This is a genomic window from Glutamicibacter sp. GQ173, from assembly GCF_059759215.1.
Window position 1 is genome coordinate 175,941 of record NZ_JCAXDT010000002.1, and the last position, 15,410, is coordinate 191,350.

Here is a 15,410-nt window from a genome sequence, read left to right on the forward strand (position 1 = left end):
TGATGGCAAAAACACTGTACCGAAACGGGGCAGTCTATTCCGCCGCGGACCCATTTGCGACCGCAATGGTTGTGGATGGCGATACGATTTCCTGGCTAGGCGGTGAGGACGCCGCGGATCGCCACGCCGAATCGGCTGACCAGATTGTTGATCTGGGCGGCGGGTTGGTGACTCCGGCCTTCGTCGAATCGCACACTCACCTTGCGGCCCTGGGCCGAACATTGGCTGGGGGAGACCTGAGCTCCTCCACATCAGCCAGCGCGCTGTTGGCTCTGGTCGCGGTGCAGGGCCAGAAATCCAGCAAGGTTGTCCTGGCCCAGGGCTGGGACAACTCCGGCTGGGCGCAGCAGGAACTGCCTGCCGAAAACGACCTCACCAGCGCCGCTGACGGCCGGGCATACTACCTCTCCCGCCGCGATGTTCACAGCGCCCTGGTCAACCAGGAGCTCCTGGACTTCTTGGGGCTGGGCGATTTGAAGCCCGGACTCGTCGCCGGCAACGATCATGACGAGGTGCGCTTGGCCCTGGCCAAGGCGCAAAAGGCCGATCACGAATTCCAGCGACTGGCCTTGGCGCACTACGCGTCACGGGGCTTTGCCACCGTAGTGGAAATGGCCGCGCCGCAACTTGAGGGTCGTGCAGCCTTGGACCAGCTTTTGGCCGACGATCAGCCGAACCTGCCGAAGGTCTATGCCTACTGGGGCGAACTGGTCAGCGATGCCGATGCCGCCGATGAGCTCTATGCATCATTTCCATCAGGCAGGCTCTTGGGCCTGGGCGGAGATCTCAAAGTCGACGGTTCCCTGGGCAGCCACACGGCTTACCTGCGCGAAGACTACAGCGACCGCTCCGGGGAGCGTGGCACGCTGTACCTGGACAGGGAAGAAATTGCAGCACATCTGGTAGCGTGCAGCACCCGCGGCATCCAAGCCTCCTTCCATGTCATCGGAGATGGCGCACTGGATGTGGTTCTTGACGGTTTTGATCTGGCCGCCGAACAAATCGGCGTGTCCAAGGTGCAGATGGGCCGACACCGCCTGGAGCATGTGGAGATGGTCGATGAGCCAACTCGGTCACGGCTTTTGCAATATGCCATCACCGTTTCCATGCAGCCGGTATTCGATAAGGCATGGGGCGGTTCGAACGGAATGTACGTACAGCGTTTGGGCGAGCGCGCCGAAACGATGAACAACCTTTCGGCCATGCTTTCAGCTGGTGTTCCAATGGTTCTTGGATCCGATGCTCCGGTGACCGAGGTCGACGGGTGGGAAGTAGTGCGCGCGGCGATGAACATGTCCAATGCCCAAGCACGCATTTCGGCACGCGCCGCTTTCTTGGCCCAAACCAGGTCAACGTACCGTGCCATGGGCGAGATGAATCCGCTAGCTGGCCAGCTGGCTATTGGCGCACAGGCAACTTTCGCCGTGTGGACTGCCTCGGAACTTGCTGTGCAGACCCCGGACGTTCGCATTAGCTCGTGGAGCACGGACGCTCGCGCAGGTACGCCAATGCTGCCGGTAGTTGACGAGGAAATTCCGCAGTGCTTGCGCACCGTTCGTGCCGGAATTACGATCTTCGACAATCTAGAGCAGGTCAATTAGCTTAAAGAGAAACCATTGACCTTAGCCTAAAAATTTTCATCAAGAACGCCCTGACTAGTGGTGTCTAGATAAAGGCTGAAGTCATTAGATGGTTGACAGCCTAGGTGGGTTACCCACTAGGCTGAGGTAAGCGCCTCTTCGCGATGCTCAAGCGTTGCGTTCGAAACGACGCAGTTTAAACAACGATCCTCAGTGACCTTAGATAACATTTTGCGCGCTACTTGCGGGCAAAATAGGGCCGAAGTCACTGAGGATCGTTGTTTTAGGCAGTGTCTTCAATGATCTGGCGAACAATTGATGACTATACTTTGAATTTGGACTATCTCTTCCCGCTACCAAATTTCGCTGGATCTCCAGCTTTCGGGTTTTGGGAGAGAGCTTTTATGTTGCATACCCAGAAAGGTGTCGCCGAGTGCGCGTCATTACAATCATCCCGACCTATAACGAGCTGGAGTCGCTCCCGCTAACCGTAGGGCGGTTGCGGTCCGCAGTTCCGGATTCGGATGTATTGATCGTTGACGATAACTCACCGGATGGCACAGGCGAACTTGCTGACAAGATGTCAGCCGATGATTCAAACATCCATGTGCTTCACCGCACCGGCAAGGACGGTCTCGGCGCCGCCTACATCGCGGGCTTCGAATGGGCACTGGCCCGCGACTACGATGTCCTGGTTGAAATGGATGCCGACGGTTCGCACATGCCGGAACAGCTTCCACGTTTGCTCGAGGCAAGCGCCGCTGGCGCCGACCTGGTCATCGGATCACGTTGGGTCAAGGGTGGCGAGGTAGTCAACTGGCCGCTGCTGCGCAAGATCATCTCCCGTGGCGGCAGCTTCTACTCCCGCACGATGCTTGGACTTCCGCTTCGCGACATCACTGCCGGGTACCGTGCCTTCAAGCGCGAGACCCTGGAGGCCATCGACTTCGATGCTGTTGAATCGCGCGGCTATGGCTTCCAGGTAGATATGACTTTCCGCGTGGCCATGCTGCGCAAGACGATTGTCGAGGTTCCAGTGACCTTTGTGGAGCGAGAACTTGGGGCATCCAAGATGAGCGGTAACATCGTCTTCGAAGCGATGTGGAATGTAACCCGTTGGGGTTTGGGCGCTCGTTGGAAGAAGCTGACTTCAAAGAAGTAGATTTGATGATTTGGCGCGTGCCGGGAGATAACCCGGTGCGCGCCAATTCTGTTTTCAGCTCGGTGCCGCTGCCCGCTGAAAACATTCGAGGGCTGGTTCCACAACCAATGGTTGTGGAACCAGCCCTCGAATATTCCCTCAAGCCGGCACTGGGCTTGCCAGCGGCTTATCGGGGAAGTGCTAGACAGTTTCCCCGCGAGCTGCACGCAGCTGCTTCAGGCGGTCTGCCAGAGTCTTTTCCAGCTCCTCTTCGCTGCGACGCTCCAGGAGCATATCCCAGTGGGTGCGGACTGGCTTCTCATTGTTAGCTTCTTCCATCTGGGCTTCGCCATGGACAAGCTTGGCTTCCTTGCCGGTCTTGGTGTGCCAGACGGCTGGAATTTCAGCTTCCGCTGCAAAGACAACAAAGACGGTCTCGCCGTCTTCGGTACGGTATTCCACGCGCTGACGGGCAGCCGGCTCCACACCTGCCTCAGATTCCATGCTCTGTGCACCCAGGCGCATGCCTCGTAGGCTGCGATCGCTCATGATTTCCCTCCGCGATGTTAAAAGAATTCGCTACACGTACCAACGTTTGGCACCGAAAAATAATTCCAGCCAACAAGCAGCGTTGAAATCTTCAGGTACCAAAACATCCATTATACGCGTTAGCGGCGAGGTGCATGGTCTGCACCTCGCCGCTAACTGCTATCTAGTTATGAAACCAGCTGCTGCTACACGTCGCTGCCAGGAGCAGGAGGCGTTGCTGGAGACGTGTTGCCACCAAACGCTCCGCCGATACCCTTCAATGCCTCGGTCAGCTCACTTGGGATGACCCACAGCGTGTTGGAAGTGCCTTCAGCAAGCTTCGGCAAGGTCTGCAGGTACTGGTAAGCCAGCAGCTCCTGATCTGGCCGGCCAGCGTGAATTGCGTCGAAGACCTTCTGGATAGCCTGGGCTTCACCATCAGCACGCAGGATCGATGCCTGCGCATCACCTTCTGCCTTCAGGATCTCTGCCTGGCGCTGGCCTTCAGCGGTGAGGATGGAGGACTGCTTGGTACCCTCGGCGGTCAAGATGGCGGCGCGGCGGTCACGCTCTGCACGCATCTGCTTTTCCATCGAGTCCTGGATGGACAGTGGTGGATCAATGGCCTTCAGCTCGACACGCGAAACTCGAATACCCCACTTGCCGGTGGCCTCGTCCAAAACTCCGCGCAGCTGGCCGTTGATCTGGTCGCGGCTGGTCAAGGCCTCTTCCAAGTTCAATCCACCAACGACGTTACGCAAGGTGGTGGTGGTCAGCTGTTCCACAGCCTGGATGTAGTTGGCAATCTCGTAGGTTGCCGCACGTGGCTCGGTGATCTGGAAGTAAACCACGGTGTCAATTGAGACCACAAGGTTATCTTCGGTGATCACTGGCTGTGGCGGGAAGGAGACCACCTGTTCGCGCAGGTCAAGTAGAGGCAAGAGACGATCCACAAACGGGATCAACAATGTCAGGCCAGGATTCAAGGTGCGGTTGTACTTGCCGAGGCGTTCAACAATGCCGGCACGTGCCTGGGGCACGATTCGCACGCTGCGCAATAGAACGACGATCACGAAGATCGCCAGAACGACAAGCACAACGGTTACGCCAAAACCATTAGAATTCATGGTTCGTACTCACTTTCATTGTGCGGGGTGATGAAAAAGTCGAGAAGGAATCAGCTGTCAGCTGGGTCTTCGGGCTTCGGGGAAAGATATGCGGTTGCGCCATCAATGCGGGAAACCACGGCGTAGGTTCCAGGGGTCATCGTCGGAACATTCGACTCTGCGCGAACGGACCAAATTTCGCCCTGGATCTTGGCTGAGCCAGAGATCCGAGAGGTGGGCTCGAGGATCAGCGCATCCGCACCGATCAATCGCTCGATATTGGACCGGAATCCGGCCGGTGATTTTTTCAAATGCCTAACGGCGATGGGCCGAACGAGCAGGATCATCAAAAGCGAAACTACACAGAAGACAACTACCTGCAACCACAGCGGGCCATTGAGCAGGGCTACCGTGACCCCTCCAAGAGCACCTATGCCCAGCATGATGAAGTAAAGGTCGAGTGACAGCATCTCGATAATGGCCAAGAGCAAGAACAGCGCAAGCCAGATTACCCACGCATTACTTATGATCCATTCCGCAGTAGTCATGGAATCCACCTAATTTCTCATAGGACAAGGGCCACAAGCTTTGGCCTTTCCTACATTCTGCCGTATCCCGGGCCTGAAAGTAGTAGTCATTTTGGGGTATTTTCTATGCCTCAGGGACGAAAACGTGTACTCCGAAGGATGCTGTTACCTGCTGGTTGCCGAGGGAACGGACTTTGTCTCTCAAAGTTTCGGGGGAGAGGTGGTGTCCCGCGGGGCCCATGAAGGCCAGGTTGTACAGGTCCTCGTCGTTCAACGCCATCTGATAGCTCAGGTGCTGAGTTTCACTGTGCGCCAGATGCTCGGCCGCAAACTTTTCCGTCAGGGCAGCCAATTTCCCTTCAGCAACAGAGAGCATGCCCAATGGCTCGACCACTTCGTTCAGGTGATCGGGTTCGCCGGTGACGACGATGCATACGCCGTCCTCACGCAGGACTCTGCGAAACTCGGCTGGATTGTGCGGAGCAAAGCAGTTGAGCACCACATCGCGCGAGGCATCGGCCGACGGCAATCGCCGCCAAACGTCCCACACCACAGCCATGGTGCTGGGCAGCTTCGCGGCACGGCGCATGGCAAACCGGGAGATATCCAACGCCAGTGCATCATGCTGGCAGTTGGCTGTAGCGTTGAGGATCTGGTTCAGGTAGTAGCCTGTGCCGGCGCCCGCGTCGAGCAGATCCAGGGTAGATCCTTGGCGATATTTCCCTACAAGTTCCGAGAGCTTGCCTGCTAGCGGGGCGTAGTGTCCGCTCGACTGGAATGCCTCTCGTGCCTGCACCATGGCCGAGGTGTCTTCAAGGAAATTGGTTCCCTTGCCCGTGAGGAAGTTGAAGTAGCCCTGTTTTGCGGCGTCGAAGCGATGGCTGGAGACACAGCGCAGCGACTTCCTCGTTTCGTCGCTGAACTGCAACGGCATGTCGCAGACGGGACAGGTGACGGTGGTGTCGATGTTGGGCATCAGAAGTTCAGTACCTTCTTGGCGGTGTTGACGTCCAGACTTTCGTGGCGCCATAGTTCTTGCTCATTGATCAGCGAGCGCGTTTCCGACTTATCAACGTAGACGACCCCGCTGAGATGATCCGTCTCGTGCTGCACGATTCGTGCTTGCCAGCCACTGAACGCGCGTGAATGTTGCGCTCCGCCGCGGTCCTCGTAAGTTGCCGTGATATCGGCAGGACGAGTAACAACGCCCTGGAAGCCTTCAAACGACAAGCATCCCTCATAAAACACGGCTTCGCGATCGGAGGTGGCGGCGTACGACGGGTTGAAAATTTCGAAGTACTCCAGCGGTTCGCGTTCGCGTTCGGCGGCAATCGCTTCTGGTACCGGGTACAAATCTTCAAGCACTGCGATCTGAAGCGGAATACCTACCTGCGGTGCAGCTAGCCCTACACCCGGCGCGTGATACATGGTTTGGCGCATGGCGCTTAAAAGCCGTTCGAGCAGGGGCTGATCCAGCTGTCCGGTGTAGGCAACGGCTTGCTGCCGAAGTACTGGGTGGCCAAGCTGGACGATAGGCAGGACGAGATTGTCGTCAGCTGTTTCTAGCACTGCGAGCACGAGCGCTTGGATCTCTTGGTTGGTGTATTCAGGATTCATGGAGAAACAGTGGTCCGTTCTATGTCGTGGCGGTGTAGCTGCGCTAGCCGCGAGGTCAATCGCGCCTTTTCGGTGGCATGAAGCATATGGCCCAATTGGGACAAGTCGTCCTCGGCGTACAAATGAACTTCAATGTCCTTGTCGTAGAAGACATCGATCAGGTTCGCGAGACGGCGCTCTTCATCCATTGGCATCAGTTCGCTGGATGGGATTTGGGTGATGTGCCACCGCGGAAAACGGGTGGCAAGTTCCAGATAATCCGCGGTATTGCGCCGGGTCCTGCAAATTTGATCGAAGCTAATCCAAATAGCTTCGCCTGCTTGGCGGGCCGGACCGATTCGGTCGTATCCGATTTCTATCCATATTTCGAGCGAGTCGCTAGGCGCCTGCTGGGGGAGCAGGGTCAGTGAACCACTGCGATACCCGGAAGTGGCGCCCTCCATGTCTGCCTTCCGTAGACGGTAGTCCAGCGCATGATCCAGTTCAAATACCTCGTAATCAGCACGGATGGACTCGATGATTGGCTTGACCAAATGGTGGAAGGCATCGTCGTCAAGCAGCTTCTCAGGCTCGTAGTTGGACGTGGTCACCAATTGAATATCGTGTTGCTTGCAGTACTTGACCAGTTTTCCCATAAACATGGCATCGCCTGGCTCCGTGCAGTGGAATTCGTCGAAGATGAGCACCTGGATGCCAGCCAGTTCCCGTTCGAGCCCTTGAGAAAAAATGGCGCCAAGTGGCTGGCCAGGGACGCGATTTTTGGGGGAGTTCAGTTGGTGAAAGAACTCGTGGAAATGAAATCTCCTAGTGCTGTGCGCCGGGAGATGCGCAACCAACGAATTGGCGATAACCGTTTTCCCTCGACCGGGCGGGCCGTAGATATAGGCGCCTTGCGGGGCGTTCTTCGAGGCTGGTCCGACCGTCTTGCCTAGAACGTCGATGAGCTGTTGCTGGGTAGGATCAGCGATAATTCCTTCTGCAGCCAGGGAATCCAGGATTTGCTTGGCCAGTGCATTCTTTGCGGAATTTCGTAACGACGGTTCGGGCATAACTAAATTTTGCCATTCGCGGATGCGGCATCCAATTCACAGGCGATCTATCAATTCTTGACACCATCATTGCACTGCCGTTCACAAGCCTGAGAAATATTCAAAATACCTAGTCAGGTGTTGAAACCTTCAATTCATTTCGGATGATTTATTCAGGGGAGTTGCGCCAGGCAAGGGCTCGCCGAAGGCTGGCCGGTGTGAATTTTCGCTACGCCTATCGCTTTTCCAGCGGGTAAGTCCATAATGGACACACTCGGCAAGCAGTTTGTGAAAGGCTGATTGGTCGAGGAGTTGATGCCATGGGTTCAGGGAGTGTTCGTGATGACTGGTGAATATAGCGTCCCGAGGGCGCGAGCAGAAATCATATCGAGTGATCTGCTGGATATGACGGTGACCGTTCTCAAGACATTATCCGATCCATTGCGGCTTCAAATGCTCTGGGCGCTGTGCGACAACGATCTGACATTGTCTGAGCTCGCACAGCTGATAGGTGTCAGCCCGACAGTGGCCGGCCAATTGCTTTCGCGCATGAGGACCGCCGGGGTCCTGCAAACTAAAAAGTCTGGCCGTCACGTGATCTACTCAATGCACGATGAGCTTTCCCGCCAGTTTATTCGCCAAACTTTGGACTTTGCAGCGCACCGACTTGAGCTGCAGGGTGCTTCGGATTCCACAGACGATTGAGGCAGCATTAATAGGCGGATTAGCTGGTATCTGCACTACTTTCGCGCAGGTTATCGGTAAGCCGATAATCTACATTATGTAAAGTAGTGGAAATCTGGCACTCCCCAATAGTCCAGTTTCCCTCGGACGATTCTGATATTCGCCTCATCAGAACAAAACACTTGAAATTGCCACCCACCGGTTCGTTTGCGGCCAACGGGTCCGTTGGCAATGGAGATGCCTCGGAGGTTGCTTGTAACGATTCCAATGTGCAGACGTGTGCGCTGGAACCTCCGGAACTCAACGTCAGTGCTTTTGAACATCAGCCGAACCGGCAATCTTGCCGATTATTTTTAGAGTCGCGGGCTTTAGGGCTACTCAGCCAGCAGCAATAAATTGGAGTGTTCCTGGAAACGCGGCTGCATCCAAAAATCTTTGCATCGAACTTTTCGGCCAGCATCGAAACCCGGGATGGCGACTGCTAGAGCGTCAGCGATGCGCCGACCAATTCCGAATTGGGAGCTTTGCAGGGTGCCTGTCAGGTTAGTCTAGAAGGAGCTACTAAAGACGTAGCACTCCCCTATCTTTCAAGGACTGACGCAAGACTATGTCACCAAGCGCCCTATACCGTACGGTTGCTCGTGCAGAAGCGATCACCTGGACGTTATTGATTATCGCAATGGTTCTCAAGTACGCAGTGAAAGTCGGTGACTGGCCGGTATCGATTGCAGGCTTCGTCCACGGCTTCGTCTTCCTTACATACATTGCCACTTCCATTTTGGTCGGCATGAATCAGCGCTGGAGCAAGAGGCTAATTCTCGGCACCGCAGCAACATCCGTGATTCCGTACTTGACTGTTCCTTTTGACAGTTGGCTCGAGCGTCGAGGCAAACTTATTGGCTCCTGGCGCACTCAAGCCAGTGAACATCCGGCAGATCAGCGTTGGACGGATCCGACAATGCGTTGGCTTGTTGCGCGACCGGTTCTTTCATCCATCGCGCTTTTTGTCCTGATTGTCGCGGTCTTTTCCACCATGCTGGTCATGGGCCCTCCAGGTGGCCGAAGCTGATCAGCTCCTGTTGGAGCACCTGGCTTTGGGCCAGTCTTCTCCGGCCCTGACTGCACGGACTGGTTTTCCAAGTTAGAGGCAAAGCGTACTTTAGCCTCTGGGACTTCCCAAGGGATCGTTGGGCGTCGCCCTAATAAGTAGCGGCACGACCCTAACCATGACGAGCATCGCCACGAGCTCAATAAGCGTCTGCGTCATTACGACTGACGAGGCCAGTGAGTATTCAATCGGCAAAGCCAGTGCAATGGGCAGTACTACCAGGGAGTTCCTTGTGACCCCGCTGAAGCTGACCGCACGCAGGGCCGTTGCTGGAAGACCGAATGCTTTGCCAATATGAAACGCGGCGAAACCTGCCACAGGGATAAAGATAATAAATACTAGCGCCGCCTGAATCAGGCTTTCTCCCTGATCAGCCAACACGTGGATTTGTGAACCCACCACGCTGAAAAGCGTTCCCATCATGGCTGGAACCATGAAGTTCTCTGCGCGGCAAGCGATATTGCTGAAGCAAGCAAATTTATTGCCCAGGATCTGAGTAGTAATCGCAAGCGCCAGCGGTATGAATATGAGCAATGTCAAGGTTGCTGCAAATGGTTCTGGCGCAAGCATCTCCAATGAGGATTTCCCGACTATGACATACATGTAGATGGGAATCAGCAGCATCTGCAGTAGCAGCAAGAGCGGTGTTGCGGCGAGCAGCTTGTGGTTCTCTCCCCCGGCCAGTCCTGAAAAAACGATGACATAGTCCACACATGGTGCCAACAAGACAAGGGCGACACCGACCAAAACAGCTTTATCGGCTTGGATGAATCTCGTCAAAACGAAAACCAGGATCGGGATCACCATAAAGTTGGTTACCATCAGAACCGAGATGAATCTGAAATCCCTGAAACCATCGACCAGCTTGGTCAGAGGGATGCTCAGGAACGTGATGTAAAGCAGTATGCCCAAGAATGGGTTGATCGAAGCACCTAGGACGCTGCTGAGGTTCGGGAAGCGCCCGCCAATAAGGCAGCCTGCCGCGATAGCCAGTAAATAGAGCCGGATCTGATGCTTGTTCATCCACGTCGTTGCTGAAGACAAGAACCCTACGCTCCCAAAACTGATTATCGACCATTGAATAACTGCCCGTGGGCCTATTCTTGCTGACAGTGCTCCGCTGTGTCTGAATCAACAGCGTCCTAGTCCTGAAAGCTGCCGTGAATTCGACGGAGGCATCCCTATCATGAGTACATGAAGCAAAGTATGAGCAAGTGGCCCTGGATGGTTTTCATAGACGTTCTCCTCATCGTTCTCTTCGCGTTGCTGGGACGCCGGGAACATGAGCATGGGCTGGGAATCACCGGGATCTTCATGACAGCTCTGCCCTTCCTCATAGCCTATGTCGTCATGACTGTCCTGTCGCGGCCATGGCAGACGATTAATAAACTGTGGCCAACAGGTATTCTGGTCTGGCTTGGAACCGTCGTCTTGGGTGTTGCGACACGCTTATTGATGGGAAAGACGGCCGCCATTTCGTTCGTGATCGTCACGTTGATTGTTCTTGGGCTATTCTTGCTTGGCCGACGAGCAGTCTGCGGATTTGTCGCTAAACGATCACAGCAACAACAGGCCTAGCCCGTAGGAGCCGGCAGCAACCAGGCTGCTGGAGAACGTGCCCAAGATGAATTGTTCAGCCGCGCGGTGGTCTTTCAATTCAGAGAACCGGCCGAGTCCTTTGACCGCCAATACGATGGCGATGCCTTCTGGCCAACCGGCCCACAACGTACTGACGATGGCAGCTCGCTCCAGGAGTCCGATCCATAATCCGCCACGAAGCGGAGATGGGTCGGACTCTTCCTTTTCGATCTCTGAATCATTTTTGGCGGCCAGCCTGAAAACGAGTTCCGTAAATGGTCCACCAAAACTCACCGCGAATATGGACGAGAGCATAACGACATACAGTGTCGGTACATGACTGGACTGATCAGTTGCACCGGATGCTGCTGATAAAACTGCCGCAGCAGCAGCCAGAAGTCCGGAGATCACAATGAGAACTTCGCGCCAACGCGCCCGCTTTCCCATGGCGTAACCCAGATATGCAGCTAGGCAAGAAAGTATGGTGGCTAGGCTCAGACTCCCCCACGCGATCCAAAACATCTACGACTCCCCTAGCATTTTCATTTGTCGAGTCAGTGACTTCGCTGCCTCATCCATCATTCGATTTGCCTCAAACCATAGTGCTGCGGATAGGCGAGACGAGACTGCCTGCTGGGTGATTCCCAATTCCTTGGCAATTTGTTGCTGGGTAAGGCCCTCGTCCGCCAAGGTTCCCGCTTCCCAGGCGGTGGCCCTGCGTTTGGCGACAATGCAGGCGGTTAGCTGGAGCTCGGCTTCTAGCCGCGTTGCTTCATGGGACGGCCCATGGACTGCAACGTGCGCATTCGTATTCTTTGAGCGCTCAACGGCGACTCGGGCGTATTCAAAAGCTGGTCCGCGACCGGCCCGAGTCTCTTTTGGCAAGGGGGTCTCGACCTGGCCGAATCCCAGGCCGACGCTCCAATCCCCCGAAGCTGCCATCATGACTGCCAATCGAATCGCTTCCGACGCATCATCGAGTACAGCTTGAACCTCGTCTCCGGCGGTACGCTGGAATGGACGCACTACCGGAACTGTGGCGTTGGCCTGTTCAATGAGGGCTTGCACCTTGTCTTCCGAAGATCGTGAGCGCCGCTGGTCGATGGTCAAAACTATCATGGGACAAGTATAAACCATTGTAAATATAGATACTAACTTTAAGGCTTGTGAAACGCGTCCCTATCGCTTTCGACCGACTCCCTGAAATTGTATTTTCGACTAGAGTTGAAACTAAGTCATAGGCCTTCAGCGTGAAGGCTCAAGTAGTGAAAGGCGCAATTATGGTTACTGCATTCGTCATGATTCAGACGGCCACGGACAGCATCCCGGAGTGTGCTCAACAGATTTCCGCAATCTCAGGGATCAGCGAAGTCTATTCCGTCGCTGGCGACTGGGATCTGATTGCGGTAGCCAGGGTCCATAAGCATGAGGATCTGGCGGAGGTAATCGCCAACAAGCTCTCAAAGATTCCCGGGATTCGGGGCACCCAAACCCATATTGCATTCCGTGCCTATTCGGATCATGACTTGGAAGCAGCTTTTTCCCTGGGCTTGGACGACTGAAGCCATAGAACGACGGACGGGTTCTGGTTACCGCTTGTATTAGCGGCAACCAGAACCCGTCCTTGTTTGAACCTGTGCGCTACTCGCCTAAAATCCTCTGAGTAGTCTGCGACCAATTGGCCAGAACGGTCTTTGCAGCTCCGGAATCAATCGAGGCGGATGCCTTTGCAACAGCGATCTTCATGCGTTCTTCGAAGCTGCCCTCGTTCGTTGGCTCGTAGGCAACCATTCCCGCTGCAGCGTTCAACACAACGGCATCGCGAATTGGCCCCTGCGCTCCAGAGACGATCTCTTTGACAACCTCTGCATTGTGTAGGGCGTCGCCTCCGCGGAGCTGTTCGATGCTTGCGCGCGCTATGCCAAGATCCTGCGCATCAAAAATGAACTCCTTGACCCGTCCATCGCGAACCTCCCATACCCGGTTGGGTGAGGTGGTGGTCAGCTCATCGAGGCCGTCGTTGCCCCGGAAAACCAGGCCGCGAGAACCGCGGCTGGCCAAGACGCCGGCCATGATTGGAGCCATTTCCAAATCTGAACAGCCGATGGCCGACGAGCTGGGAAGGGCGGGGTTTGTCAGGGGCCCCATGAAATTGAAAGCTGTTGGCACGCGCAGCTGGCGCCTGGCCACGGCAACGTGGCGCATTGACGGGTGGAAAACGTTGGCAAAGCAGAACGCGATTCCAACCTTGTCGTACACCTCGACAAGCCTCTCGATTGGTACATCAAGGCGAACGCCGAGCGCTTCAAGGACGTCAGCGGATCCAGAAGAGGAAGATGAGGCGCGGTTGCCGTGTTTAACGATGTTGATGCCGGCGCCAGCGCAGACCAATGTGGCCATCGTCGAGATGTTGACGGTGTTCTGGCGATCTCCGCCGGTCCCCACAATGTCTAATGTTTGTGCTTCGATGTTCAACGGCTTCGCATTGGCAACCATGGAATCCACGAGGCCGGTCAGCTCCGCGACGGTTTCACCCTTGGAGCGCAAGGCAACCAGGAAGCCGGCAATTTGAACATCGCTGGCCTCGCCGCTCATGATCTCATTCATGGCCCACGCTGCCTGAACGCGACTGAGATCGCCACCGCTAATCAGGGTGGCTAGGAGATCTGGCCACGTTGGGAACTTTTCGTTTTCAAGGCTCGTTGACACAAATGAAAGCCTATCGAGCCGGCAGTCCCAGACCCAATTCATGTCGCCATATGATGTGTCTCAAATCGCTAGAATCCTAGTGTTTCTGGGGATAAATAGGGTACAAGAGTGTTGCATAAATGATTGTTTAGCAAGACTCGCCGAATCAAGCTCTACGAATTGTAGAAAGAGTTTTCTGCATACTTCCCCGTGTTTCCGCGGTTGTTGTCGATGTGTGGCGCAAAAAACCTCCGACAACGCCTTTCTGCATTGGTATCTGAGGGGCATTTAGAGACATAATGTCAGTGTGACAACTGCGACTCATGCCCCAAATACGACGGCGCCACATGCGCCGAACCGCCCAAACATGGTGTCGGTGGGAACGATGGTGTGGCTCTCCAGCGAGCTCATGTTCTTCGCCGCCCTCTTCGCCATGTATTTCAGCCTCCGGGCTGCCGCGCCCGAACTATGGGCGACTGAAACTGCCAAACTCAACGTGCCGTTTGCGCTGGTTAACACCTTGATTCTGGTGTCCAGCTCGTTCTCGTGCCAGCTTGGCGTGTTCCGTGCCGAAGAATTCAAGCCTCGCCGTTCCGGCGGAGTGTTCAACTTCAAGGAATGGGGAATGATCGAATGGTTCATTCTCACCTTCATCCTTGGTGCAATCTTCGTCTCGGTCCAGGCTTATGAATACGTCACCCTCGTTCACGAGGGCGTAGCACTGAACTCGAACTCCTACGCTTCGGCCTTCTACATGACCACCGGCTTCCACGGCCTTCACGTCACCGGTGGCCTGATTGCATTCCTGCTGATCATTGGTCGTGCAATGCTGGCTAAGAAGTTTGGCCACTTTGAAGCAACGGGTTCCATCGTTGTGTCCTACTACTGGCACTTCGTTGACGTTGTTTGGATCGCGCTGTTTGCGATCATCTACTTCTTGAAGTAGCAACTTTTAGTCATTAGTTGCCACACCAAGAAGTACGGCAACACCACACCAAAGAAACTAAGTGAGGAACCAGCAAGTGAAGGCTCTTTCGAAAAAGCGCCGCCACCCGCTCGCCGCTGTGGCCCTGCTTCTGTTTGGATTGCTGATTACCGGCAGTCTCTACACCGCAGCAGGAAACATCAGCGAAGCGAAGGCCGCTGAGACCACCGCCGCATCGCAGACCGATGTTGACGAAGGTCAGAAGCTTTTCGTCGCCAACTGTGCTACCTGCCACGGTATGAATGCTGAAGGCTCGGACTCCGGTCCTTCGCTGATCGGTGTTGGCGCCGCGTCTGTTGACTTCCAGGTGGGCACCGGCCGCATGCCAATGCAGATGCAGGGCCCCCAGGCCCAGGTGAAGCCAGTCCAGTTCGATGACAAGCAGATCTCCCAGCTGTCGGCCTACGTGGCCAGCCTGGGTGCGGGCCCAGCGATTCCGGATGAGGAATACCTCGATACCACCCAGGGCGATGCTGCCCATGGTGGAACTGTCTTCCGCGTGAACTGCGCAATGTGCCACAACGCGGCAGCAGCCGGTGGTGCTTTGACCCGAGGAAAGTTTGCTCCGACGCTGACCGGCGTAACTGAGAAGCACATCTACGAAGCGATGGCTACCGGCCCACAGAACATGCCCGTGTTCAACGACTCGAATATCACCCCAGACGAGAAGCGTGATGTCATCACCTTCCTGAAGACCATTGAAGCCAATGGTTCTGCTGGCGGTGCAGCCCTGGGCTCCTTGGGTCCAGTTGCTGAAGGCTTGTTCACCTGGACCGCAGGTCTGGGCATCATCATCGCCTTCACCATTTGGTTGACCTCGCGTCCTTCCTAAGGCAAACC

The 15,410-nt window shown here is 55.5% G+C and carries 18 protein-coding genes; 8 read left to right on the plus strand and 10 right to left on the minus strand.

Features of this window, described 5'->3' with window-relative positions:
* Nucleotides 1–2 precede the first annotated feature (2 nt).
* Nucleotides 3–1,601: an amidohydrolase gene (locus AC6CHO_RS04745; protein WP_498213948.1), complete on the plus strand. Its 1,599-nt coding sequence runs from the start codon at nt 3–5 to the stop codon at nt 1,599–1,601.
* 412 nt (nt 1,602–2,013) lie between these two features.
* The gene (locus tag AC6CHO_RS04750; RefSeq protein ID WP_060701600.1) at nt 2,014–2,742 is read left to right on the plus strand and encodes a polyprenol monophosphomannose synthase; all 729 of its coding nucleotides are present in this window, start codon (nt 2,014–2,016) and stop codon (nt 2,740–2,742) included.
* A gap of 180 nt (nt 2,743–2,922) precedes the next feature.
* On the opposite strand, the gene AC6CHO_RS04755 is transcribed toward AC6CHO_RS04750, so the two are convergent.
* The 6 genes from AC6CHO_RS04755 to zapE form a co-directional block, all read right to left on the minus strand.
* Complete coding sequence (locus AC6CHO_RS04755) at nt 2,923–3,270, minus strand: RNA polymerase-binding protein RbpA (protein ID WP_060701601.1); 348 nt, start codon at nt 3,268–3,270, stop codon at nt 2,923–2,925.
* A 185-nt stretch (nt 3,271–3,455) separates the two neighbouring features.
* A complete protein-coding gene (locus AC6CHO_RS04760) occupies nt 3,456–4,376 on the minus strand; it encodes an SPFH domain-containing protein (protein WP_498213950.1) in 921 nt (306 codons plus the stop codon).
* A gap of 50 nt (nt 4,377–4,426) precedes the next feature.
* On the minus strand, nt 4,427–4,903 hold the full coding sequence (locus AC6CHO_RS04765) for an NfeD family protein (protein ID WP_444663897.1): 477 nt from the start codon (nt 4,901–4,903) through the stop codon (nt 4,427–4,429).
* A 103-nt stretch (nt 4,904–5,006) separates the two neighbouring features.
* The gene (locus AC6CHO_RS04770) at nt 5,007–5,858 is read right to left on the minus strand and encodes a putative RNA methyltransferase (protein WP_498213951.1); all 852 of its coding nucleotides are present in this window, start codon (nt 5,856–5,858) and stop codon (nt 5,007–5,009) included.
* Nucleotides 5,858–6,499 carry a peptide deformylase gene (def, locus tag AC6CHO_RS04775; RefSeq protein ID WP_498213952.1) on the minus strand — a complete coding sequence of 214 codons (642 nt, stop codon included), beginning with the start codon at nt 6,497–6,499 and terminating at the stop codon, nt 5,858–5,860. Before def ends, AC6CHO_RS04770 begins: the two co-directional genes overlap by 1 nt.
* On the minus strand, nt 6,496–7,548 hold the full coding sequence (zapE, locus tag AC6CHO_RS04780) for a cell division protein ZapE (protein WP_498213953.1): 1,053 nt from the start codon (nt 7,546–7,548) through the stop codon (nt 6,496–6,498). The genes def and zapE overlap by 4 nt, the downstream gene beginning before the upstream one ends.
* A gap of 321 nt (nt 7,549–7,869) precedes the next feature.
* On the opposite strand from zapE, the gene AC6CHO_RS04785 reads away from it, so the two are divergent.
* Entirely contained in the window at nt 7,870–8,232 is a 363-nt protein-coding gene (locus AC6CHO_RS04785; RefSeq protein ID WP_498214136.1) for an ArsR/SmtB family transcription factor, read from the plus strand.
* Between the two features lie 586 nt (nt 8,233–8,818).
* A complete protein-coding gene (locus AC6CHO_RS04790; protein ID WP_498213954.1) occupies nt 8,819–9,280 on the plus strand; it encodes a DUF3817 domain-containing protein in 462 nt (153 codons plus the stop codon).
* A gap of 90 nt (nt 9,281–9,370) precedes the next feature.
* Here the strand turns inward: AC6CHO_RS04790 and AC6CHO_RS04795 are convergent, their stop codons facing one another.
* Entirely contained in the window at nt 9,371–10,342 is a 972-nt protein-coding gene (locus tag AC6CHO_RS04795; RefSeq protein WP_498213955.1) for an arsenic resistance protein, read from the minus strand.
* Between the two features lie 171 nt (nt 10,343–10,513).
* Between AC6CHO_RS04795 and AC6CHO_RS04800 the strand changes: the two genes are divergently transcribed.
* Entirely contained in the window at nt 10,514–10,897 is a 384-nt protein-coding gene (locus AC6CHO_RS04800) for a DUF3054 domain-containing protein (protein ID WP_498213956.1), read from the plus strand.
* On the opposite strand, the gene AC6CHO_RS04805 is transcribed toward AC6CHO_RS04800, so the two are convergent.
* Together AC6CHO_RS04805 and AC6CHO_RS04810 are read right to left on the minus strand one after the other, a co-directional pair.
* Entirely contained in the window at nt 10,877–11,419 is a 543-nt protein-coding gene (locus AC6CHO_RS04805; protein WP_498213957.1) for a hypothetical protein, read from the minus strand. The genes AC6CHO_RS04800 and AC6CHO_RS04805 overlap by 21 nt on opposite strands.
* The gene (locus AC6CHO_RS04810) at nt 11,420–12,016 is read right to left on the minus strand and encodes a sigma factor-like helix-turn-helix DNA-binding protein (RefSeq protein ID WP_498213958.1); all 597 of its coding nucleotides are present in this window, start codon (nt 12,014–12,016) and stop codon (nt 11,420–11,422) included.
* A 161-nt stretch (nt 12,017–12,177) separates the two neighbouring features.
* Here AC6CHO_RS04810 and AC6CHO_RS04815 point away from each other — a divergent pair, with 161 nt between their 5' ends.
* Nucleotides 12,178–12,459: an Lrp/AsnC family transcriptional regulator gene (locus AC6CHO_RS04815; protein WP_022875133.1), complete on the plus strand. Its 282-nt coding sequence runs from the start codon at nt 12,178–12,180 to the stop codon at nt 12,457–12,459.
* 79 nt (nt 12,460–12,538) lie between these two features.
* Here the strand turns inward: AC6CHO_RS04815 and trpD are convergent, their stop codons facing one another.
* On the minus strand, nt 12,539–13,606 hold the full coding sequence (gene trpD, locus AC6CHO_RS04820; RefSeq protein ID WP_498213959.1) for an anthranilate phosphoribosyltransferase: 1,068 nt from the start codon (nt 13,604–13,606) through the stop codon (nt 12,539–12,541).
* Nucleotides 13,607–13,892: 286 nt separating this feature from the next.
* On the opposite strand from trpD, the gene ctaE reads away from it, so the two are divergent.
* Both ctaE and qcrC read left to right on the plus strand, forming a co-directional pair.
* Complete coding sequence (ctaE, locus tag AC6CHO_RS04825) at nt 13,893–14,531, plus strand: aa3-type cytochrome oxidase subunit III (protein WP_498213961.1); 639 nt, start codon at nt 13,893–13,895, stop codon at nt 14,529–14,531.
* A 76-nt stretch (nt 14,532–14,607) separates the two neighbouring features.
* Nucleotides 14,608–15,402 (plus strand): cytochrome bc1 complex diheme cytochrome c subunit, encoded by a 795-nt coding sequence (gene qcrC, locus AC6CHO_RS04830; RefSeq protein ID WP_498213962.1) that lies wholly within the window; start codon nt 14,608–14,610, stop codon nt 15,400–15,402.
* Nucleotides 15,403–15,410 lie beyond the last annotated feature (8 nt).